Here is a 21,262-nt window from a genome sequence, read left to right on the forward strand (position 1 = left end):
GGGCCCGCACCCGCACCAGCCACTTCGCAAGGCTTCACCCCGCCGAGCAACTCGACGGGGCGAAGCAACACAACCCGCATTAACCAACAGCGTCCGGGATGGGGTGGGCCGGGGGCGAACCGGTCTCAGGGTGCGGTCGGCCCCGGTGCCTCCGCCGGCGCGTGGTCGGCCGGGATGGGGCGGCCCGCCTGACGGACGAGGCCGGGGTTCTTCTGGCCGGGCTTGTCGACGATCTCGACATCCTGCTTGAACGTGTAGCCCAGCACTTCGCCCTCCTTGAGACGTGATCCGTCCTTGAAGACGTGATCGGCGGTGGAGACTTCGCGGGTGCCGAGCAAGCGGTACGTCTTCGGGTCCAGGAGCAGGTCCTGCCGCACCTTGTACTTGCCCTCGGCGCCGTACTCACCCCCTGTGTAGGCGATGACGCTCACCGGCCGGCCCAGTACGCTCCGCTCCTCCTCGGACACCGTGACGCCGGGGATCAGGGCCAGCGCCCGGTAGACGGTCGCGGTGAACTCCGGGGACGCCTTGAGCGGCATCATCAGGAGGGTCGAGATGGTCCTGAAGTCCTCCGCCGTGTCGCTGCCACGGTCGGGGTTGCCGATTCCCGCCTTCGTCATGTCGTCCAGCAGCTTCTCCGGCTTGTGCGGGCGTGCCGCGAAGTCGTAGTAGTACGAGAGCGACTTGCCCCCCGGCCCCAGGGTGTGGAATGTCATCTTGCCGCACTTGCCCCCGAAGTGGAGCATCCCCGCCGACTTGGTTCCGTCGCCCTTGCGCCAGGTCTCCTGGTGTCCGCCTTGCCGGAACTTCTTGGTGTCGATGCCGTCGACGGTCCCGGCGCAGTCCTTCGACAGCAACGGCTTGGCGCCGGGGGGCAGCCGCTTCGTGGGGGTGTAGTCCACCAGACTCACGTAGGCCCACTGGCCGGGCGCGAGCCGCGGTGCGGGCGCACTCTTGGCCGTCCGCTCGACCTCGACCGCCGCCGTCTCCAGAAATGCCGCCGCGTCCGACAGCCGCGGCTCCTGCGTGGGCTGTCCTCCCGGCACGGCCTGGGTGGCCAGGATCGCCGCGACCGTCAGAGCCGCCGCACCGGCCGGGGCGATCACCTTCCAGTTCAGCCGGCCCAGCCGGCTCGGCTCGCGGGCCGCCGTCGCGGCGTCGAGCAGGCGCCGGCGGCCCGGGGCCAGGCGGGCGCGGGACGGGATCGGGGCGTCGTCGCGCATCGCCCGCAGGTTCGTCATCTCATCCATTGCTGACCGCCTCCAGCGGCTGGGGCATCACTTGCTCGAGTGTGGGATCGGTGTCGCCCAGCTCCGCGCGTACCTTGCGCCGGGCGCGGTTGAGCCGGGACCGGACCGTCCCGATCGGGATGGACAGGGCCTCGGCGACCTCCTGGTAGCTGAAGTCCTCCCAGGCGATCAGCAGCAGCACATGGCGGTCGCCCGCCGAGAGCCGGGCCAGGGCCGCTGCCAGCGGGGCCTGCACGGCCTGGGCTGCGACGCGGTCGTCGGCCCGGTCCGCCCAGGACTCGGCGACCGGGTCGTGGCCGGTGCGGGCCAGTGCCCTCAGGGCCCGTAATTCGGTGCGGCGCTGCCTTCCGATGAGGTTGGCGGCGATTCCGTACAGCCAGGGCCTGCTGCTCGGGCGCGTGGTGTCGTACCGCCGTCGTGTCCTGAAGGCGATCAGGAAGGTCTCGGCGGTGATGTCGTCGGCCACGCCGTCGCCGAGGCGGCGCGCGACGTAGCGGTGGATGTCCGGGGCGTGCCGGTTGTAGAGCTCCGCGAAGAGCTCGGGCTGCTCCAGTGACGCGGCGACGACTGACGCGTCGTCACCGGTGTCGGCGGGTGGGCCGATCACGTGGTCTCCGTATCTGCTGTCCGGCGGTTACACCCCTTGTTGCCCGGACGCGCCGATCGGGTTCACGGTCAGGTTTACGGTCAGTACGGTCGGGTCACGGGATGAGCCGGCCCAGCATCTCCCGCGCGTACCGCTCGTCGTAGGCCGCGTCCGTCAGCAGCACCTGCAGACAGATGCCGTCCATCAGCGCAACCAGCGCCCGCGCCGTGACCGGGTCGGTACGGCGGGAGAGGACCCCGGTGACGCCTTCGGTCCACTCCGCGGCGACCGGGCGCAGGGCGGCGCGGCGCAGGGCCGCGAGGTAGAGCTCGTACTCCAGCTCCACTCCTGTTCGTTCACCACCGAGCCACTCCCCCATCAGCCGGGCGAGCTCCGCGGCCAGATCCTGGTCGGGATCGGCGAGCGCGCCGCTTTCCCGGACCGCCGCGGCGAAACCCTCGTTCGCCTGCCGGAGGGCGGCGACCAGCAGCTCGTCCAGTGAGGCGAAGTGGTAGGTCGTCGAGCCGAGCGGCACATCCGCCTCGGCTGCGACCGTGCGGTGGCTGAGGCCCGCGATGCCGGCGCGTGCGATGACCCGGATGGCCGCGTCGATGATGCGTTGCCGCCGCTCGGGGTCGTATCGCCGGCCGCGGGCCATCAGTGCGCCCCGCCGAGGTTGAGCACGACGACTCCGGCGATCACCAAGGCGATGCCCGCGAGCTTCGCCGGGCTCGCCGACTCGTCCAGGAAGAGCATGCCGATCGCGGCGACGGCGGCGGTCCCGACGCCCGCCCAGATCGCGTAGGCCGTCCCGACCGAGAGTGTCTTGAGCGTCTGTGCCAGCAGCGCGAAGGCGATCACATAGCCCGTGACGGTGAACAGCGACGGCCACAGCCGGGTGAAGCCCTCGCTGTACTTCATGGCCGTGGTGCCGGCCACCTCCGCCGCTATGGCCGCTGCCAGGAGTCCGTATCCCATGTGTACGAGCGTACACAGTGATGCGTACGCCTGTACACATCCTTGGCATGTCCAGTCAACCGGATCGGCCGGATACCGTGTCCCGATCAGGTGGGGACGCAAACGAGACACAGGAGCGGGGCGGATGTCGGACAACATGGGGTGGGGACCGCACGGCGGGGCGCCGGGACCGTACGGCGGCGCGCCGGGATGGGGCGGCTGGGCGCCGCCCCCGCCACCGAAGCCCGGGGTGATCCCGCTGCGGCCGCTCGGCCTCGGCGACATCATGGGTGGCAGCTTCGCGACGATCGGCCGCTACTGGAAGCAGCTGTTCGGCATAGCCCTGGCGGTGTACGCGACCGCCGCCCTGATCGTCGTCATCGCGCTCGCCGTCGCGTACGCGGCCGTCGAGAGCGAGTTCCACATCTTTATCGACAGTTCCGACGAGACGGCCCCGAGCTGGGACGTGGGCGGGCCACTGATCATCGCGTTCATCTTCGTGTGGCTGCTCGCCATGGTGACCATGCTGCTTGCGACGGCGATGCTCCAGGCGAGCGTCGCCGTACTCCTCCAGGACTCCGTCCTCGGCCGGCCGACCACGTTCGGCCCCGTCTGGCGCCGTGCGTCGGCCCGGGTCTTCCCGGTGCTCGGGACGATTCTCCTGACCGCGCTCATCAGCATGGTCCCGGTGGTTCTGATGATGGTGGGCTTCGTGGCCGGCCTCATCGCCGTCCTCCCCTTCGAGGAGAACGACGGCGCCGGCACGGTCGCCCTGCTGGGCTTCCTCGGCGCCCTGGTCACCGGCCCGGTCGCGGTCTGGCTCTGGGTGAAGTTCAGCTTCGCCCCGGTCGTCGCGGTCTTCGAGGAACAGGGGCCGATCCAGGCGATGCGCCGTTCGTCCGCGCTGGTGCGTGGCGACTGGTGGCGGATCTTCGGCATCTCGCTGCTGGTCTATGTGCTCGCCATGGTCGTGAGCATGGTGGTGCAGCAGCTCGTGAGCTTCATCGGCATGGTTCCCGGGGCTCTCAGCAGCTCGGGCGTCCGCGACGACCCGGACGTCGCCGGCTTCCTCGTCGCGGTGGGCGGCTTCCTCGTCTTCGGCATGGTGGCCCAGCTGCTCGCCCAGATCGTCACGTCGGCCTACCCGCAGCTGGTGGTCGGCCTGTTGTACGTCGACCAGCGCATCCGCAGGGAGAACCTGGCCCCGGGGCTCGCCGAGGCGGCGGGAGTGCCGATGGCGCCCGTGGCCCCGATGCCGCCCGGCCCCTACCCGCAGGGCCAGTACCCGCCCGGCCCGTACCAGCCGGGCCAGTAGCCACCCGGCCCGCCGCTCAGTCGATGAGCGACGCCTTCGGGCTCAGCACGCAGAACTCGTTGCCCTCGGGATCGGCCAGCACGACCCAGTCGGCCTCGTCCCCCTGACCGACGTCGGCCCGCCGGGCGCCGAGCGCGATGATCCGCTCGACCTCGGCGGCCTGGTCGTCCGGTGCCAGATCGATGTGCAGCCGGTTCTTGACGGTCTTTCTCTCCGGCACGGGCACGAAGCACATCCCCGGCATGGTGGTCTCGTCGGCGCCGATGACGACGACGTCATCGGCCTCGAGGAGCACCTTCCAGTCGAGCACCCGACACCAGAAGCGGGCCTGGGCGGGCATGTCGTGCGCGTCGACGATGAGGTGATACATGCGAACAGCCATGCCCGCCAGTGTGCCTGGCGGGCATGGCTGTTCACTCACTACGACGCGGCGCCGGATGACGCGGAGTCGAAATCGCGCGGCGCCGGATGACACCGGATCAGTTCAGACTCCGAATCGGTTCAGACGTCGAAGCGGATCAGACGTTGAAGCCGAGTGCGCGCAGCTGCTCGCGCCCGTCGTCCGTGATCTTGTCCGGGCCCCACGGCGGCATCCAGACCCAGTTGATCTTCAGCTCACTGACGATCCCGTCGGTCGCCGACTTCGCCTGGTCCTCGATCACATCGGTCAGCGGGCAGGCCGCCGACGTCAGCGTCATGTCCAGCGTCGCGACATTTGAGTCGTCGATGTGGATGCCGTAGATCAGGCCGAGGTTGACCACGTCGATACCCAGCTCGGGGTCGACGACGTCGTACAGCGCCTCGCGGACCTCCTCCTCGGAGGCGGGCTTCATCGCTACGGTCTCGTTCTCGGTCATGCCGTCTTCCTTTCGGCGCCATCGCCCAGGGCCTGGGCGGTCGCGTCCTTCCACGCCATCCAGCTCAGCAGGGCACACTTCACTCGTGCCGGATACTTCGAGACACCGGCGAACGCGACCGCGTCCTCCAGCACCTCCTCCATCGCGTCGTCGGGCTCGATCTTGCCCTTGGACTGCATCAGCTCCAGGAAGGTCGCCTGGATCTTCTGCGCTTCCGCCAGCTCCTTGCCGACGAGGAGCTCGTTCAGCACGGAGGCGGAGGCCTGGCTGATGGAGCAGCCCTGGCCCTCGTAGGAGACGTCCTCTATGCGCGAGCCGTCGTACTTCACACGGAGTGTGATCTCGTCGCCGCAGGTCGGATTGACGTGGTGCACCTCGGCGTCGCCGTCCCGCAAGCCCCGCCCGTGCGGGTGCTTGTAGTGGTCCAGGATGACGTCCTGGTACATCGAATCAAGCTTCACAGCGATTGACCTCGCGTCCTCATCCGAAGAGTCCTCAGCCGAAGAAATTACGGACGTGCTCCAGGCCATCGACCAAGGCGTCGACCTCGCTCGGCGTGGAGTACAGATAGAACGACGCTCGCGTGGTCGCGGGAATTCCGTACCGCAGGCAGACCGGCCGCGCGCAGTGGTGGCCGACCCGGACCGCGATGCCCTGCTCGTCGAGGACCTGGCCGACGTCGTGCGGGTGGATGTCGCCGAGGGTGAAGGAGATCGCCGCACCCCGGTCCTCGCCCGTCACCGGGCCGATGATCCGCAGGTCGGGGATCTCCTGGAGACGGCGCACCGCGTACTCGGTGATCGTGTGCTCGTGCTGCGCGATCTGGTCCATGCCGATCGAGGTGAGGTAGTCCACGGCCGCGCCGAGGCCGACGGCCTGGGCGATCGGGGGCGTACCGGCCTCGAACTTGTGCGGCGCCGGCGCGTACGTCGACGAGTGCATCGACACGGTCTCGATCATCTCGCCGCCGCCGAGGAACGGCGGGAGGTCCTCCAGCAGCTCCTGGCGGCCCCAGAGCACGCCGATACCGGTCGGTCCGCACATCTTGTGGCCGGTGAAGGCCACGAAGTCGGCCTGGAGCGCCTGCACGTCCAGCGGCATGTGCGGGGCGGCCTGCGAGGCGTCGATGAGGACGAGCGCGCCGACCTCCTGCGCCCGGCGGACGATCTGCTCGACCGGGTTGAGCGTGCCCAGGATGTTGGAGACCAGCACGAAGGAGACGATCTTCGTCTTCTCGGTGATGACCTCTTCGATGTTGGAGAGGTCGAGACGGCCGTCGTCGGTCAGGCCGAACCACTTCAGCTTCGCTCCGGTGCGCTGCGCCAGCAGCTGCCACGGCACGATGTTGGAGTGGTGCTCCATCTCCGTGATGACTATCTCGGTCTCGCGGTCCACCCGGTAGGGCTCGTCGGCCCAGCCCAGCATGTTCGCCACGAGGTTGAGCGACTCCGAAGCGTTCTTCGTGAAGATCACTTCGTCGCGGCTCGGTGCGTTGATGAAGGCGGCGACCTTGTCGCGTGCGCCCTCGTACAGCGCCGTGGCCTCCTCGGCGAGCACATGCACACCGCGGTGGACGTTGGCGTTGTGCTGCTCGTAGTACTCGTTGAGCACGTCGAGCACCTGGCGCGGCGTCTGGGACGTCGCGGCGTTGTCCAGGTAGACGAGCTTGCGCCCGTCGTGCAGGACACGGTCCAGGATCGGGAAGTCCTTACGGTGGGCCTCGCCGAACTCCTGTGCCGCGGCGAGGAGGCCCGGCAGCTGTGTCACGCGGATACGCCACCCTTCGTGTATGCCTCGTAGCCCTCGGCCTCGAGCTTGTCGGCGAGCTCGGCGCCGCCGGACTCGGCGATCCGTCCGTTCGCGAAGACGTGGACGAAGTCGGGCTTGATGTAGCGCAGGATGCGCGTGTAGTGCGTGATCAGCAGGGTGCCGACCTCGCCGGTCTCACGGACCCGGTTGACGCCCTCGGAGACGGTGCGCAGGGCGTCGACGTCCAGGCCGGAGTCGGTCTCGTCGAGGATCGCGATCTTCGGCTTGAGGAGCTCCAGCTGAAGGATCTCGTGGCGCTTCTTCTCACCGCCGGAGAAGCCCTCGTTGACGTTGCGCTCGGCGAAGGCGGGGTCCATCTGGAGACGCTCCATGGCCTCCTTGACCTCCTTCACCCAGGTGCGCAGCTTGGGGGCCTCGCCGCGGATGGCGGTGGCGGAGGTGCGCAGGAAGTTGGAGACCGAGACACCGGGGACCTCGACCGGGTACTGCATGGCGAGGAAGACGCCGGCGCGGGCGCGCTCGTCGACGGACATCTCCAGGACGTCCTCGCCGTCCAGGGTCACGGTGCCACTGGTGATCGTGTACTTGGGGTGGCCCGCGAGGGAGTAGGCGAGGGTCGACTTGCCGGAGCCGTTGGGGCCCATGATGGCGTGGGTCTCGCCCTGCTTCACGGTCAGGTCGACGCCCTTGAGGATCTCCCGGGGGCCGGTCTCGGCCTCGACGGAGACGTGCAGGTCGCGGATTTCAAGCGTTGCCATGGGTGACTCAGGACTCCTGGGTGACGGAGACGAGCACATCGTCCCCTTCGATCTTGACGGGGTATACGGGGACGGGGCGCGTCGCGGGAAGGCCGGACGGCTTGCCGGTGCGGAGGTCGAAGCTGGAGCCGTGCAGCCAGCACTCGATCTGACAGTCCTCCACCTCGCCCTCGGAGAGGGAGACGTTCGCGTGCGAGCAGATGTCGTGGATCGCGAACACCTCGCCCTCGGTACGGACGAGGGAGACCGGCGTGCCGTCGAGTTCCACCCGCTTCGGGGTGTCCTCCTCCAGCTCGCTCAGCCCACAGGCTCGGACGAAGGCCATCAGACGGACGCCTCCAGCTCGGCCTCGATCTTGGCCAGGAGGCGCTCCTCGACGTCCGGCACACCGATCTGCTGGACCAGTTCGGCGAAGAAGCCGCGGACGACGAGGCGGCGGGCCTCGGTCTGCGGGATGCCGCGGGCCATCAGGTAGAACAGCTGCTCGTCGTCGAAGCGGCCGGTGGCGGAGGCGTGACCGGCGCCGACGATCTCGCCGGTCTCGATCTCCAGGTTCGGTACGGAGTCGACACGCGCGCCGTCCGTGAGGACGAGGTTGCGGTTCAGCTCGTACGTGTCCGTGCCCTCGGCCGCGGCCTCGATGAGGACGTCACCGATCCACACGGCGTGCGCGTTGTCGCCCTGGAGCGCGCCCTTGTAGGCGACGTTCGACTTGCAGTGCGGCACATTGTGGGTGACCAGGAGGCGGTGCTCCTGGTGCTGGCCGGCGTCCGTGAAGTACAGGCCGAGCAGCTCGGCCTCGCCGCCCGTGCCCGCGTACTGCACTCGCGGGTGGATGCGGACGACGTCGCCGCCGAAGGTGACGACGACGGACTTGAAGGAGGCGTCCCGGCCGACGAGCGCGTTGTGCTGCGAGCAGTGGACCGTGGTGTCGTCCCAGTCCTGCACGGAGACGAACGTGACCTTGGCGCCGTCACCGATCAGGAAGTCCACGTTGGCGGCGCGCACGGCGTCGCCGGTGTGGTCGATCACGATGACGACCTCGGCGAAGGCGCCGATCTCGAAGACCGTGTGGCCGAAGGTGGTGCCGCCCTCGCCGTGCAGGGAGACCCGCACCGGCTCGGTCAGGACCGTCTCCTTGGGCACGGAGATGACGGTGGCCTTCTCGAAGGAGGAGTACGCCTGGGCCGCGACGCGGTCGACGGGCGTGCCGGCCTTGCCGAGCCGCGCGTCGTCCCGGCCGACGGCCTGGACGGTGACGCCGTCCGGCGCGTTCACCTCGGCCTTCATCGAGCCGTCGGCCTTGGCGGTGCCGTCGTGCAGGCCCTTCAGCCGCTCCAGCGGGGTGAACCGCCACTCCTCCTCACGCCCGTGGGGGACCGGGAAGTCCGCCACGTCGAAGGACGGGGGCGCGCTCATACGGGTGGCGACGGTGGACTCGGCGGCCACCGCGATGGACCCGGCGGTGGTGGACCCCACCGGAATGTTCTGAGCCTCAGCCATGGCTGTCGTCGTGCTCGCTTTCTGCTTCGGTGCGTTCGCTCACCGTCGGGCGCCGCCGCCCGCCGGAGCCGGTGGCTCCGGCTGCGGCCGGGTCGCCCGTACGGTTCGCTCACTGGGCTCGGATGATGAGCCCGATGGACGAGGTAGGGGCCGGTGGGGCTTAGCCCACCGCGCCTTCCATCTGCAGCTCGATCAGCCGGTTGAGCTCCAGGGCGTACTCCATGGGCAGCTCCTTGGCGATCGGCTCGACGAAGCCGCGCACGATCGTCGCCATTGCCTCGAACTCCGTCATACCGCGGCTCATCAGGTAGAAGAGCTGGTCCTCGGAGACCTTGGAGACGGTCGCCTCGTGACCCATCGAGACATCGTCCTCGCGGACGTCGACGTACGGGTACGTGTCGGAGCGGGAGATCGTGTCGACGAGCAGAGCGTCACAGAGCACGTTGGACTTCGCACCCGGGGCGCCCTCGCCGATCTCGATGAGACCGCGGTAGGACGTACGGCCGCCGCCGCGCGCCACCGACTTGGAGACGATGTTCGACGAGGTGTTCGGCGCCATGTGGACCATCTTGGCGCCGGCGTCCTGGTGCTGGCCCTCGCCGGCGAAGGCGATGGAGAGCGTCTCGCCCTTGGCGTGCTCGCCCATCAGGTAGACGGCGGGGTACTTCATCGTGACCTTGGAGCCGATGTTGCCGTCGATCCACTCCATGGTCGCGCCCTCGTACGCCACGGCGCGCTTGGTGACCAGGTTGTAGACGTTGTTCGACCAGTTCTGGATGGTCGTGTAACGGCAGCGGGCGCCCTTCTTGACGATGATCTCGACCACGGCGCTGTGCAGGGAGTCCGAGGAGTAGATCGGGGCGGTACAGCCCTCGACGTAGTGGACGTAGGCGTCCTCGTCGACGATGATCAGCGTCCGCTCGAACTGGCCCATGTTCTCCGTGTTGATACGGAAGTAGGCCTGGAGCGGGATCTCGACGTGCACGCCCTTGGGGACGTAGATGAAGGAGCCGCCGGACCACACCGCGGTGTTCAGCGAGGCGAACTTGTTGTCACCGACCGGGATGACCGTGCCGAAGTACTCCTTGAAGAGCTCCGGGTGCTCCTTGAGCGCGGTGTCGGTGTCCAGGAAGATGACGCCCTGCTCCTCCAGGTCCTCACGGATCTGGTGGTAGACGACCTCGGACTCGTACTGGGCCGCGACACCGGCGACGAGGCGCTGCTTCTCCGCCTCCGGGATGCCGAGCTTGTCGTACGTGTTCTTGATGTCCTCGGGCAGGTCCTCCCAGGACTCCGCCTGCTTCTCGGTCGACCGCACGAAGTACTTGATGTTGTCGAAGTCGATGCCGGAGAGGTCGGATCCCCAGGTCGGCATGGGCTTCTTGTCGAACAGCCGCAGACCCTTCAGACGCAGCTTCAGCATCCACTCCGGCTCGTTCTTCTTCCCGGAGATGTCGCGGACGACATCCTCCGAAAGACCGCGCTTGGCAGCGGCTCCGGCGGCGTCTGAGTCGGCCCAGCCGTATTCGTACTTGCCCAGACCCTCGAGCTCAGGGTGGGCAGTCTCCGTGGGGAGAGTCATGCGGGGTTCCTCCCGGCCGTGCTTGCAGATGCTGATGAATCGGTCTTGGTGGTCTCGTCGGCGCTGCCGTCCGCGTGGCCGGCCTTCGGGATGAAGGTCGTGCACACCCCGTCGCCGTGGGCGATGGTGGCAAGCCGCTGCACATGCGTCCCGAGCAGGCGGGAGAAGATCTCGGTCTCCGCCTCGCACAGCTGCGGGTATCGCTCCGCCGCGTGGGCGACCGGGCAGTGGTGCTGGCACAGCTGCTCGCCGACCGGGGCGTTTTTGGCCGTAGCAGCGTACCCGTCGGCGCTCAGCGCCTTGGCCAGGGCCTCGGTCCGGTCCTCGGGATCCGCTGCCTCGACGGCCTCGCGGTACGCCACCGCCTGGGCTTCGAGCCGGTCGCGGGCGAACGCGGCGACGGCCGCCTCCCCCGCATGCTGCTCGATCCAGCTCAGGGCGTCGACGGCGAGCTTGTCGTACGACTGCTCGAACGCGTCCCGGCCTCCGTCGGTGAGGGCGAACACCTTGGCGGGACGCCCGCGCGTACGCGCGCCGTACACACGCTGATCGCGGGCGGCGACGACGTCGTCGGCCACGAGCGCGTCGAGATGGCGGCGGACGGCGGCCTGGGTGAGCCCGAGGCGGGTCGCGAGGTCGGCGACGGTGGACGGGCCGTGGTCCAGGATGGACCGCGCGACCCGGTTGCGCGTCGAGCGCTCCCCGGTCGCGAGTTCCTCCTGAGGGGCCTCGCCAACGTTTTTCACAACACCATTGTTGCGTAATTCCTCGGAGCCTGACAAGCCGCTCCCGAACGGGCGAACGGTGCCGTGCATCACTTAGGGAAACCTAACCTGACCTGCGGGAATGATCAGTTCGACCGGCCGGAACCTAGAGCAGACCCTGGGGTACCTCGCCCTGCGGAGTGAGCTTGTCGACGGTCTGCGGGAGGGCGTCGGCGAGCTGGTCAGCGGCCTGTTCGGGGGAGACACCGGCCTCCTGCGCGATCCGGTCGAGCACCTGGTACGGCACGGCCTGCGCGAGCTCCGCGCCACTGATGGGCTCGTTCTCGCCCGTGCCGATCCAGGACCGCACCTTGGCCGCCAGACCGCCCTCGTTCAGCTCGTTGACCAGCCCCTGGAGGGGGTTTCCGCCGCCCTGTCCACTGTCGCCCACCTCACGCAGCAGCGAACCGAGCAGCTTGCCCGTCTGGCCGGGCGCGTCACCGAGGAGACGTTCCAGGTCGTTGTCCGCCATGGCTGTCGCCTTTCCGAGGTCCGGAGCATGCTTCCCGTCCAGCGTTCCACCGCGTACGGTCACGCGCATGTGCGGGTCACCGCGCGCCCGCGCGACGCCGCCTGACGCGCGAAGGCGACGGCGTCGCGGACGGCCGCCCCACCCGGATCGTTGTTGAAGTACGCGAAGACGTCGGCCCGGTCGGGGAACGCGTCGGCGATACGCCCGACCCAGGCGGCCAGCGCCGCGCGCCCGTAGCCGGGCCAGGGCTCGGCCCGGCCCTCGTGGAACCGCACGTACCCCCAGTCGGCCGTCCGCCACAGCGGCGTCACCGGCCGGGAACCGCTGTCGGCCCAGCACAGGGCGGCACCGCGCCGCTCCAGTACGTCCCTGACCTCGTCCGTCCACCACGACTCGTGCCGCGGCTCCACGGCCACGCGTACGCCGCGGGGAAAACAGGCGAGAGCCGCGTCCAGGAGCCCGGGGTCGGCGCGGAGCGTGGGCGGCAGCTGGAGCAGCACCGGACCGAGCCGCTCGCCGAGCCCCTCGGCGTGCTCCATGAGCCGGTGGACGGGCTCCTCGGGGTCGCGGAGCCGCTTGATGTGGGTGAGGTAGCGGCTGGCCTTGACCGCCATGAGGAATCCCTCGGGGGTACGGTCGCGCCAGTCGGCGAAGGTCGCACGTTCGGGCAGCCGGTAGAAGGCGTTGTTGTTCTCGACGGTCGCGAAGTGGCGTGCGTACTCCTCCAGCCAGAGCCGCTGGGGGCGGTCCTCGGGGTAAAGGACGCCGCGCCAGTCCTTGTACTGCCATCCAGAGGTACCGACATGCACGCACATATCATGACCCTTCCCCGCGATGCCGGAGCGCTCACCCGGCCGGGTGAGGCGGCCCCCCGGCCGGAGTACCCCCTGCGGCTCCTTAGACTTCCCGCATGAGCAACGAGCCCGTCGTCCAGGTACGAGGCCTGGTCAAGCGGTACGGAGCCAAGGCCGCGGTGGACGGGCTCGACCTCGACGTCCGCGCCGGCACGGTGACCGCCGTCCTGGGCCCCAACGGGGCCGGCAAGACGACCACGATCGAGACCTGCGAGGGCTACCGCCGGGCCGACTCCGGCAGCGTCCGCGTGCTCGGCCTCGACCCGGTCGCCGACGCCGCCCGGCTGCGCCCCCGGATAGGCGTGATGCTCCAGTCCGGCGGCGTCTACTCAGGGGCCCGGGCCGACGAGATGCTCCGCCACATGGCCAAGCTGTACGCGCACCCGCTCGACGTGGACGCCCTGATCGAGCGGCTCGGCCTCGGCTCCTGCGGCCGTACGACCTACCGGCGGCTCTCCGGGGGACAGCAGCAGCGGCTCGCCCTCGCCATGGCCGTCGTCGGCCGGCCCGAGCTGGTCTTCCTGGACGAGCCGACCGCCGGGCTCGATCCGCAGGCCCGCCGGTCCACCTGGGACCTGGTGCGCGAACTGCGCACGGACGGGGTGACCACCGTCCTCACCACCCATTTCATGGACGAGGCGGAAGAGCTCTCCGACGATGTCGCGATCGTCGACGCCGGCCGCGTCGTCGCCCAGGGCAGCCCGGAGCAGCTCTGTCGCGGCGGCGCGGAGAACACCCTGCGCTTCACCGGCCGGGCCGGCCTCGACCTCGGCTCGCTCCTGAAGGCGCTCCCGGACGGCACGGCCGCGGCGGAGCTGACCCCGGGCGCGTACCGGATCACGGGCACGGTCGACCCGCAGCTGCTCGCCACCGTCACCACGTGGTGCGCCCAGCACGGGGTGATGCCCGACGGCATCGCGGTGGAGCGGCACACCCTCGAGGACGTCTTCCTGGAGCTGACGGGGAAGGAGCTGCGCGGATGACGCGGGACGACACCGACGGCTGCCGGGGGTCCGGGGGTCGCCCCCCGGGAAAGCACAGCCTGGAGCTGACGGGGAAGGAGCTGCGCGGATGACGCGGGACGACACCGACGGCTGCCGGGGGTCCGGGGGTCGCCCCCCGGGAAAGCACAGCCTGGAGCTGACGGGGAAGGAGCTGCGCGGATGACGCGGGACGACACCGACGGCTGCCGGGGGTCCGGGGGTCGCCCCCCGGGGAAGCACAGCCTGGAGCTGACCGGAAAGGAGCTGCGCGGATGAGCGCCGACACGAGCACCAGGAGTACTACGTACGTTCCGAAGCCGGGCGCCGCCCCCGTCGGGCGGATGATCGCCGCGCAGACCGCGCTCGAGACCAGGATGCTGCTGCGCAACGGCGAGCAGCTGCTGCTCACCGTGATCATCCCGTCGCTCCTGCTCGTCCTGTTCTCGACGGTCGACATCATCGAGACGGGCGCCGGCAGGTCCGTGGACTTCCTGGCACCGGGTGTCCTCGCGCTCGCCGTGATGTCCACGGCCTTCACCGGGCAGGCCATCGCCACCGGCTTCGAACGCCGTTACGGGGTGCTGAAGCGGCTCGGCGTCTCGCCGCTGCCCCGCTGGGCCCTGATGACCGCGAAGACGCTGTCCGTGCTGGTCACCGAGGTGCTCCAGATCCTGCTGCTGACGGTGATCGCCTTCGCGCTGGGCTGGTCCCCCGAGGGCAGTCCCGTCTCCGTACTGCTGCTGCTCCTGCTCGGCACGGCGGCGTTCTCGGGGCTCGGCCTGCTGATGGCCGGGACGCTCAAGGCGGAGGCGACGCTCGCCGCGGCGAATCTGGTCTTTCTGCTGCTGCTGGTGGGCGGCGGGGTGATCGTGCCGCTGGACAAGTTCCCGGACGCGGCGCAGTCGGTGCTCGGCCTGCTGCCGATCTCGGCGCTGTCGGACGGGCTGCGGGACGTGCTCCAGCACGGCGCCGGGGTGCCGTGGGGCGCGCTCGGGATCCTCGCGGGGTGGGCCGCGGTGGGACTGGGCGCGGCGGCGGCGCTCTTCCGCTGGGAATGAGCGCGGCGACTCTCTCCGCTGGGAATGAGCGCGGCGGCTCTCGTCCGCCGGGAATGAGCCCGCGGGCGTGCTCCGTAAGGACGAGCCCGCGAATGAGCCCGTGGGAATGGCCCCACTCGCCCGGCTCGTACCCCTCGTGAAGGGATGCACAAGCAGCCGCCTACGATAGGGGCCGTGTTGACCCCCCTCGCCTCAATCGCCCAGCGCTGGACGCCCTCCCCCCGCACGCTCCGGCGCGCCGCGCTCTCCGCCGTCGTGATGAGCGTGCTCATCATCGTCACGGGCGGCGCGGTCCGGCTGACCGGTTCCGGTCTCGGCTGCGACACCTGGCCCAAATGCACGGACGACAGCCTCATCGCCACGCCCGAGCAGGGCATCCACGGCGCGATCGAGTTCGGCAACCGCATGCTGACGTACGTCCTCAGCGCGGCCGTCGGCTGGGCGATCATCGCGGCGAGGTCCACCAAGCCGTGGCGGCGCGGGCTGACCCGGCTCGGCTGGGCGCAGTTCTGGATCGTGATGAGCAACGCGGTCATCGGCGGCATCACGGTGTGGGCGGGCCTCAACCCCTGGACGGTGGCCGGCCACTTCCTCGCCGCCAACGCGCTGCTCACGGTCGCCACGATCACCTGGGTGCGGGCCGGCGAGGGTGACGGCGAGCCGCGGCCCCGGGTTCCGCGCCCCGTGCGGAAGCTGTCCTGGGCGATCGCGGCGGTATCGGCCCTGCTGATCACCGTGGGTACGGGGGTGACCGGTTCCGGCAAGCACGCGGGTGACGACAGCAAGGTGCCGCGGATGCCGTTCGACTGGGTGGACGCGGCCCATGTGCACGCCGCGCTGGCCTGGCTGGTGTGCGCGCTGGCGGTGGCGATGTGGCTGGTCCTGCGGGTCGTGGACGCCCCCGACGACACCCGGGCCCGCGCACGTGATCTGCTGCTGGTGCTGCTCGCGCAGGGCGCCATCGGCTATGTGCAGTTCTTCACCGACGTGCCCGAGGTACTGGTCGGTGCCCATATGCTCGGCTCCTCGCTGATGTGGATCGCGGTGGTGCGCCTCGCGCTGAGCCTGCGGGAGCGGCCGCTCGCACCGGCCGTGGTCCCGGCGCAGCCCGACCCGGCGGTCGTGAACGCCTGACGGCGGCGGCCCCGGCGCTCAGCGCCGCCGCGTGCCGCGCAGCCGGTGCCACAGCGGCATGCCGAACCACAGGCTGACCAGCCAACTGAGCAGCAGGACGGTGATCAGTCCGGCATGGGTGAGCGTGAGGGCCATGTCGAGCACCAGCAGGATCGTGGCGGTCATCGCGAGCATCAGCAGGACCAGTCCGTACAGGGCCAGCCGTCCGGCGATCCGCACGAGCCTGTTCTTGTACTCGGGTGCGGTGATGAGCCGGTGGCAGGGCACCAGCGCCGTGAGCAGCCCCACCGCGCCGAAGGCCGAGATGAGCGCGGTGACGTAGATCCCGCGATGGACGGCCGTGAATTCGGCGAATCGCGGCGTCACCGCGACGGCGAGGAGAAAGCCGAGCAGGAACTGCACGGCGGTCTGGGCTATCCGGACCTCCTGAAGGATGTCCGCGTACGCCTGGGTGCAGGTCTCGGTCTCGATCGGCTGCACGCCCGCTCCCCCGCTCTTCGAGCCCCTGACCGGCGTCAGGGGCTCGACCAGGGGGGTGACGGGCTCCGCGGCGGACCATCTGGCGACGACGGGACTCCTGTAGCTCCGGGGCATGAGCGGTCTCCTCGCAGGTGGGGTGGAGGCCGGTTCAAGGCCTCGTACGCCGAGAGAAACGGAAGCCGTTCAGATTCCATTCAACTTGCCGTAACTACTTCGATACTTTCCGGCCACCCTCATGCGGTTCATACCGCCACATAGACGCATATGCGTCCGCCCTGAGTTCGCGGCTCCCGCACGGTCAGCCGGCCGCCCGTGCGGGAAGCGTGGCCAGTCCGTCGTGGAGCGTGTGGATGTCTCGCAGCTGCTCACGGCGATTGACGCACTGACCAGCGAATCCGGCGAGCGCCGACTCCGCCGCCTCGTGCACCACGGCCACGGCGTCCTCGGGAGCCGTGTGCACCGCGTTGACCGGCCCCGGGATCCCGGCCGCGGCACAGGCGTTCACCAGGACCGGACGGGCCCACGCCACCGCGACCCGCCTGGAGCTGAAGCCGAGCCATGCGACGCCGGACCTGCCCGCGATCGCCACGGCGTGCGACAGCGCCTCCTGGTCCTCGAGCACCGGCATGACCCTGACCCCCGGGCACAGCGCGGTGAGCCGGTCGACGTCGACGGCCGAGGTGGTCCGGGGCAGGACGAGGCCGGCCCCGAGCCGGGCGAGCGCCTCGACGTCGGCGCGGCACTCCGGCGAGTCGACGGGGTGGATACGCAGCCACGGGCGACCCTGCCCGAGGCCGGACCCGGGACGGCTGGACTGTTCCAGGGCGGCGGCGGCCGCCGCCCTGGCCGGTCCCGGGCCCGCCTCGTCCTCGTGGACGTCGAGGATGACCGCGTCCGGAAGCGGCCCCGCCTCCGGGTCGCGCAGCTCTTCCCGCCAGCGGCTCGCGGGGACCAGCAGCCAGGACCAGGGCGGCCCGGCAACTCCCGGCAGCAGAGTGGTTGCCCCCTCCCCCGCCTGGCTCCGCCCTGCGGGCAGCCGGTCGAACAGTCCGGGAACGGGTGGGAAGAGGGGGTTCACGGCGGCCTCCTCGGGCTGCTGTGGCGCGGATGCGGTGCCGGGCGGGAGTGCGATGCGCTCCCTATACGAACTACGCGTTCCGGACACGCCGGGTTCACCTTTCGGTCCTCTGCGAACCACTCGCGGCCCGCAGACGTAGTGCGTGACAGAACCCCACCGATCGGCACGGCCGAAGGTGCGGCGAAGCAAGCCCGATCGCGAGGTGAAGGTGAACCCGATGAAGACCCATCCGGCCGAGGGTGCCGTGGCCGCCTGCCGTGACGCCGATCCCGCGCTGTTCTTCCAGGACCGGCCGGGCCCCGCGCACGACGAGAAGGTGCTGGCGGCGAAGAGGCTGTGCCACGGCTGTCCGATGCGCCGGTCGTGTCTGGCGCAGGCCGTACGCCGTGCCGAGAGCGAGGGCATCTGGGGCGGCTTCACGACCCCGGAACGACGGCGGCTGCGCGAACACGCGGCCCGGATGCGCCTGCTCGACCCCGGACTCGTCGCCGATCTCCAGGCGGGACGGCGGATACAGGTACCGGCCTCGCTCCGGCCCGCGCTCGTCCACCGGCTCCACGGCCTCGGCTGGAGCGAGGTCCGTATCGCCGAAGCGCTCGGCGTGGCGCCGTTCGCCGTACGGGCGGCGGGGCTGCTGGCGGCCGACGCCACGCTCTACGCACGGGCGGAGGACGAGGCCGCGTCACCGGCGGGGGCACGCGCCGCCGCGTGAGGCGGGGGCGCGGAGGCCCACGGGCAGGGAACGCGGGGGCGCGGGACTCGGGGGCGCGTGGGTCGGGGGACGCGGAGGCGCATGGGGCCGGGGACGCGGGGACGCGGGGGCGCGTGGGTCGGGGGACGCGGAGGCGCATGGGGCCGGGGACTCGGGGGCGCGTGGGTCGGGGGGCGCGGAGGCGCATGGGGCCGGGGACCCGAGGCCCGGTTCGGGCCCGTGCCCCGCGGGCACCGGAAAGACGGCCCCGGGACGGGCCCGCAAGGACCCGGACCGGGCCGGACTACCGTGTCCGCGCGCGCTTTTCCAGCCCGTAGACGCGACAGGCGTTGCCCGACGCGATCATCTCGGCGACGCGCTGCGCGTCCGTGAGGCACCACGCGCCGTCGATCACCCAGCCCCCGAGCACCCGCACCAGCGCCTCCCTGAAGATCCGCGCCCCGACCACATGCAGCTCCGGCAGCCCGCGCGCGCCGCTGGAGAAGAGCAGCTTCCCGAACGGCGCGAGCTCCAGGATCTCCGCGAGTACGGACGCGGCCCCGGCACCCGTGTGGGCGAGGGCGGGGCCGAGATCGGCGTACACATGGGGGAAGACGCTCGCCAGATGCGCGGCCTGCCGGTGGTACGGATAGCCGTGCAGCAGGACGAGATCGGTGCCGAGCCCCGCCGTGGCCGCCGCGAAGCCGTTCAGCAGCAGCGGGTCGTCCACACCGACATGGAGCTGGAGGGGGCGTCCGGAGGCGACGGCGATCCAGAGCAGATGGCGCAGCAGTACGGGGTCCGTGAGCCGGCCACCGACCCGCCGCCCGGCCAGCCAGCGCCCCGTCGCCCCCCGCACCTCGCCCGGTCCGGGCGGCTCGGGGGCGAGGGCGAGTCCGTGCCGTACGCCCGCGACGGAGGTGAAGGCGACGGCCGAGCCCGCGGCGCCGTGCACGGCCTCGGCGAGGTTGGCGAGGAAGCCCTCCACCGTGCCGGAGGTGTCGGCGACCTGTTCGGCGAGCAGCTCCAGCCGGACGATCTCGTGCGCGTCGGCCGCGCCCGCCGCGGCGATCTCCGGGAGGCCGGTGAGGTCGCCGGGCAGTCCGGTGTCCACGAGGTACGCGGAGATCCCGGTGGCGCGCAGCAGGCGCCGCCCGGACTCCAGGACCCCGAGTTCCCGGCGGCGGGCCAGGTAGCGGGCGGGCGGGCAGTGCGGTTCGAGGCCGAGCAGGGGCGGGCACCAGCGCCGTACGGCGAAGCCCGTCTGGGTGTCGAAGAAGGTGGTACCGGGCGCGGGCGGCCCGCCGGTCCTGCCCAGGTGGGCCTCGAAGGTCCCGAGGCCCAGCTCCGTGCGGAGCACCCCATGGCAGTACTGGTCCACCAAGAACGGCGTGTCGATCATCCGGGTGCTCCCAGCGGTGGACGTGCTTCCACACGTCCTAACGGGTGAGCCCCGCGCGAGGTGTTGCCCCGCGTGTCACCCACGCCCCCGGGGAGCGCCGCGCGTCAGGTGTTCGACGGGCCGCCCAGCTGGATGCCCGCCATACGGGTCCACTCGTACGGACCCGTGCGCACCTTCGCCGCGAAGTCGCCGTCGAAGGACTCGTGCAGCGTGATCCCGGACTTCTCGGCGGCGCTGACCGCGACGGCGTGGCTCGGCGCGACGAGGTCGCCCCAGCCGCCGTCCTCTCCGACGAGCACGATGCGGGTGCCCATCTGCCCGATGTACGCGAGCTGGCCCTCGGCGCCGCCGTGCGCCTTGGCGAAGGCGCCGATCTGCTTGGCGAGCTTCGCCGCCTTGCGCTCCGCCTTCGCGGCCTGCTTCGCCTGCTTCTCGTCAACCTGGGTGTCTGCCATGACCAGGATGCTACTCGCGAGTAGATCGACTGGCGACAGCCGGACCACGTGGCCTCTGCCACGCCCGCGTCAGCGCAGGAACGGGTCCACGGCCACCGCTACGAACAGCAGCGACACATAGGTGATCGACCAGTGGAAGAGCCGCATCTCCTTGAGCTTGCCTCCGGTCGCCCCGGCCTTGGCCCGGTTCTGCAGCGCGTGCGCCTCCCACAGCCACCAGCCGCCGGTCAGCACCGCGACCGCCGTGTAGAACCAGCCCGTGTAGCCGAGCGGCGTCAGCAGCAGCGAGACGGCGACCATCACCCAGCTGTAGAGGACGATCTGCCGGGCCACGACCTTGTTCGAGGCGATGACCGGGAGCATCGGCACGCCCACGCGCGCGTAGTCCTCCTTCACCTTCATCGACAGCGGCCAGTAGTGCGGCGGCGTCCAGAAGAAGATGACGAGGAAGAGGATGACCGCCGCCCAGGACATCGAGTTGGTGACGGCGGACCAGCCGATCAGCACCGGCATGCAGCCGGCGATACCGCCCCAGACGATGTTCTGCGAGGTACGCCGCTTCAGGAGCATCGTGTAGACGACGACGTAGAAGAGGAGCGCCCCGAGCGCGAGGGCGGCGGACAGCCAGTTGACGAGCAGCCCGAACCAGAGGGTCGAGACCACGGCCAGGGTGAGGCCGAAGACCAGCCCTTCGCGCGGCGAGACCATGCCGGTGACCAGCGGACGCTGGGACGTGCGGTCCATCAGGGCGTCGATGTCGCGGTCGATGTACATGTTGAGCGCGTTGGCGCCGCCTGCGGAGAGATATCCGCCGACGCACGTGGCGACCACCAGCCACAGGTCCGGAACGCCCTGTGCCGCGAGGAACATCACCGGTACGGTGGTGATCAGCAGCAGCTCGATGATTCGCGGCTTCGTGAGGGCCACGAACGCCTTGACACGGGCCCCGAATGGCCGATGGCCCCCCGGGCTGGGAGTCAAGACGACCCCTGCGGGTCGGGACTCGACGGCCGTCACGCACACCCCTGACAAGAGAATTCCCAGCAAGCCGTGCGGGCACCTCCCATGCCCGAAGGGCTATGGGTGGGGCAGCTCCCGGCCCGAAGGGCCAATGGGGGCGAATGCCCGTGAAGACTTGCGCGTACCACGCCACTCTAGACGTTGGCCGCATGCCGATCTTCGCGGGGGTGGGGTCGTGTTGAGCACTCGGGGGCCGCCCTTCGTACTCACGGAACGAACGACGGCGGACGAGCGGCGGACGGGGAGCGAACAGGAGGCGAAAAGGAGCAGTACACCGCAACCTGACAGTGTCC

Annotated in this window: 25 protein-coding genes; 5 read left to right on the top strand and 20 right to left on the bottom strand. The window is 70.4% G+C overall.

The window, feature by feature from the left end:
- Nucleotides 1-125: 125 nt before the first annotated feature.
- From ABT342_RS34680 to ABT342_RS34695, 4 genes are all read right to left on the bottom strand, one after another.
- The gene (locus tag ABT342_RS34680) at nucleotides 126-1,250 is read right to left on the bottom strand and encodes a hypothetical protein (protein ID WP_351582568.1); all 1,125 of its coding nucleotides are present in this window, start codon (nucleotides 1,248-1,250) and stop codon (nucleotides 126-128) included.
- On the bottom strand, nucleotides 1,243-1,857 hold the full coding sequence (locus ABT342_RS34685) for an RNA polymerase sigma factor (RefSeq protein ID WP_351582570.1): 615 nt from the start codon (nucleotides 1,855-1,857) through the stop codon (nucleotides 1,243-1,245). Before ABT342_RS34685 ends, ABT342_RS34680 begins: the two co-directional genes overlap by 8 nt.
- 94 nt (nucleotides 1,858-1,951) lie before the next feature.
- A complete protein-coding gene (locus ABT342_RS34690; protein ID WP_351582572.1) occupies nucleotides 1,952-2,494 on the bottom strand; it encodes a TetR/AcrR family transcriptional regulator in 543 nt (180 codons plus the stop codon).
- Entirely contained in the window at nucleotides 2,494-2,814 is a 321-nt protein-coding gene (locus ABT342_RS34695; protein ID WP_351582574.1) for a DMT family transporter, read from the bottom strand. The genes ABT342_RS34690 and ABT342_RS34695 overlap by 1 nt, the downstream gene beginning before the upstream one ends.
- Before the next feature lie 124 nt (nucleotides 2,815-2,938).
- Here ABT342_RS34695 and ABT342_RS34700 point away from each other — a divergent pair, with 124 nt between their 5' ends.
- The gene (locus tag ABT342_RS34700) at nucleotides 2,939-4,108 is read left to right on the top strand and encodes a DUF7847 domain-containing protein (RefSeq protein ID WP_351582576.1); all 1,170 of its coding nucleotides are present in this window, start codon (nucleotides 2,939-2,941) and stop codon (nucleotides 4,106-4,108) included.
- A 16-nt stretch (nucleotides 4,109-4,124) separates the two neighbouring features.
- Here the strand turns inward: ABT342_RS34700 and ABT342_RS34705 are convergent, their stop codons facing one another.
- From ABT342_RS34705 to ABT342_RS34755, 11 genes are all read right to left on the bottom strand, one after another.
- Complete coding sequence (locus tag ABT342_RS34705) at nucleotides 4,125-4,490, bottom strand: VOC family protein (protein ID WP_351582578.1); 366 nt, start codon at nucleotides 4,488-4,490, stop codon at nucleotides 4,125-4,127.
- 136 nt (nucleotides 4,491-4,626) lie between these two features.
- The gene (locus ABT342_RS34710; protein ID WP_351582580.1) at nucleotides 4,627-4,965 is read right to left on the bottom strand and encodes a metal-sulfur cluster assembly factor; all 339 of its coding nucleotides are present in this window, start codon (nucleotides 4,963-4,965) and stop codon (nucleotides 4,627-4,629) included.
- A complete protein-coding gene (sufU, locus tag ABT342_RS34715) occupies nucleotides 4,962-5,426 on the bottom strand; it encodes a Fe-S cluster assembly sulfur transfer protein SufU (RefSeq protein ID WP_351582582.1) in 465 nt (154 codons plus the stop codon). The genes ABT342_RS34710 and sufU overlap by 4 nt, the downstream gene beginning before the upstream one ends.
- Before the next feature lie 34 nt (nucleotides 5,427-5,460).
- Nucleotides 5,461-6,732: a cysteine desulfurase gene (locus ABT342_RS34720; protein ID WP_351582583.1), complete on the bottom strand. Its 1,272-nt coding sequence runs from the start codon at nucleotides 6,730-6,732 to the stop codon at nucleotides 5,461-5,463.
- The gene (sufC, locus tag ABT342_RS34725; protein WP_351582584.1) at nucleotides 6,729-7,493 is read right to left on the bottom strand and encodes a Fe-S cluster assembly ATPase SufC; all 765 of its coding nucleotides are present in this window, start codon (nucleotides 7,491-7,493) and stop codon (nucleotides 6,729-6,731) included. Before sufC ends, ABT342_RS34720 begins: the two co-directional genes overlap by 4 nt.
- Before the next feature lie 7 nt (nucleotides 7,494-7,500).
- Nucleotides 7,501-7,818: a non-heme iron oxygenase ferredoxin subunit gene (locus ABT342_RS34730; protein WP_351582586.1), complete on the bottom strand. Its 318-nt coding sequence runs from the start codon at nucleotides 7,816-7,818 to the stop codon at nucleotides 7,501-7,503.
- Nucleotides 7,818-8,996 carry a Fe-S cluster assembly protein SufD gene (gene sufD, locus ABT342_RS34735; RefSeq protein ID WP_351582587.1) on the bottom strand — a complete coding sequence of 393 codons (1,179 nt, stop codon included), beginning with the start codon at nucleotides 8,994-8,996 and terminating at the stop codon, nucleotides 7,818-7,820. Before sufD ends, ABT342_RS34730 begins: the two co-directional genes overlap by 1 nt.
- 160 nt (nucleotides 8,997-9,156) lie before the next feature.
- Nucleotides 9,157-10,578, bottom strand: a complete 1,422-nt coding sequence (sufB, locus tag ABT342_RS34740) for a Fe-S cluster assembly protein SufB (protein ID WP_351582589.1) — start codon at nucleotides 10,576-10,578, stop codon at nucleotides 9,157-9,159.
- Nucleotides 10,575-11,324, bottom strand: coding sequence for a helix-turn-helix transcriptional regulator (locus tag ABT342_RS34745; RefSeq protein WP_351582591.1), 750 nt, complete (start codon nucleotides 11,322-11,324; stop codon nucleotides 10,575-10,577). Before ABT342_RS34745 ends, sufB begins: the two co-directional genes overlap by 4 nt.
- A gap of 124 nt (nucleotides 11,325-11,448) precedes the next feature.
- The gene (locus ABT342_RS34750; RefSeq protein ID WP_351582593.1) at nucleotides 11,449-11,814 is read right to left on the bottom strand and encodes a YidB family protein; all 366 of its coding nucleotides are present in this window, start codon (nucleotides 11,812-11,814) and stop codon (nucleotides 11,449-11,451) included.
- 59 nt (nucleotides 11,815-11,873) lie between these two features.
- The gene (locus ABT342_RS34755) at nucleotides 11,874-12,629 is read right to left on the bottom strand and encodes a DUF72 domain-containing protein (RefSeq protein ID WP_351582595.1); all 756 of its coding nucleotides are present in this window, start codon (nucleotides 12,627-12,629) and stop codon (nucleotides 11,874-11,876) included.
- A gap of 95 nt (nucleotides 12,630-12,724) precedes the next feature.
- Between ABT342_RS34755 and ABT342_RS34760 the strand changes: the two genes are divergently transcribed.
- The 3 genes from ABT342_RS34760 to ABT342_RS34770 all read left to right on the top strand — a co-directional run bounded on the left by ABT342_RS34760 (nucleotide 12,725) and on the right by ABT342_RS34770 (nucleotide 15,843).
- Nucleotides 12,725-13,651, top strand: a complete 927-nt coding sequence (locus ABT342_RS34760) for an ABC transporter ATP-binding protein (protein WP_351582597.1) — start codon at nucleotides 12,725-12,727, stop codon at nucleotides 13,649-13,651.
- 272 nt (nucleotides 13,652-13,923) lie between these two features.
- Nucleotides 13,924-14,709 (top strand): ABC transporter permease, encoded by a 786-nt coding sequence (locus ABT342_RS34765; protein WP_351582599.1) that lies wholly within the window; start codon nucleotides 13,924-13,926, stop codon nucleotides 14,707-14,709.
- Between the two features lie 144 nt (nucleotides 14,710-14,853).
- Entirely contained in the window at nucleotides 14,854-15,843 is a 990-nt protein-coding gene (locus ABT342_RS34770) for a COX15/CtaA family protein (protein ID WP_351582600.1), read from the top strand.
- A gap of 18 nt (nucleotides 15,844-15,861) precedes the next feature.
- Here the strand turns inward: ABT342_RS34770 and ABT342_RS34775 are convergent, their stop codons facing one another.
- Nucleotides 15,862-16,437, bottom strand: a complete 576-nt coding sequence (locus ABT342_RS34775) for a DUF6328 family protein (protein ID WP_351582602.1) — start codon at nucleotides 16,435-16,437, stop codon at nucleotides 15,862-15,864.
- A 184-nt stretch (nucleotides 16,438-16,621) separates the two neighbouring features.
- Nucleotides 16,622-17,401, bottom strand: a complete 780-nt coding sequence (locus tag ABT342_RS34780) for an aldolase/citrate lyase/malate synthase family protein (protein WP_351582604.1) — start codon at nucleotides 17,399-17,401, stop codon at nucleotides 16,622-16,624.
- 217 nt (nucleotides 17,402-17,618) lie between these two features.
- Between ABT342_RS34780 and ABT342_RS34785 the strand changes: the two genes are divergently transcribed.
- Entirely contained in the window at nucleotides 17,619-18,113 is a 495-nt protein-coding gene (locus ABT342_RS34785; RefSeq protein ID WP_351582606.1) for a WhiB family transcriptional regulator, read from the top strand.
- A gap of 283 nt (nucleotides 18,114-18,396) precedes the next feature.
- Here the strand turns inward: ABT342_RS34785 and ABT342_RS34790 are convergent, their stop codons facing one another.
- The 3 genes from ABT342_RS34790 to ABT342_RS34800 all read right to left on the bottom strand — a co-directional run bounded on the left by ABT342_RS34790 (nucleotide 18,397) and on the right by ABT342_RS34800 (nucleotide 20,966).
- A complete protein-coding gene (locus ABT342_RS34790) occupies nucleotides 18,397-19,494 on the bottom strand; it encodes an amidohydrolase family protein (RefSeq protein ID WP_351582608.1) in 1,098 nt (365 codons plus the stop codon).
- 104 nt (nucleotides 19,495-19,598) lie between these two features.
- The gene (locus ABT342_RS34795; protein WP_351582610.1) at nucleotides 19,599-19,949 is read right to left on the bottom strand and encodes a hypothetical protein; all 351 of its coding nucleotides are present in this window, start codon (nucleotides 19,947-19,949) and stop codon (nucleotides 19,599-19,601) included.
- A gap of 69 nt (nucleotides 19,950-20,018) precedes the next feature.
- Nucleotides 20,019-20,966, bottom strand: coding sequence for a heme o synthase (locus ABT342_RS34800; protein WP_351582612.1), 948 nt, complete (start codon nucleotides 20,964-20,966; stop codon nucleotides 20,019-20,021).
- Between the last annotated feature and the right edge of the window lie 296 nt (nucleotides 20,967-21,262).

Source organism: Streptomyces sp. NPDC000410 (assembly GCF_040300305.1).
GTDB lineage: Bacteria > Actinomycetota > Actinomycetes > Streptomycetales > Streptomycetaceae > Streptomyces.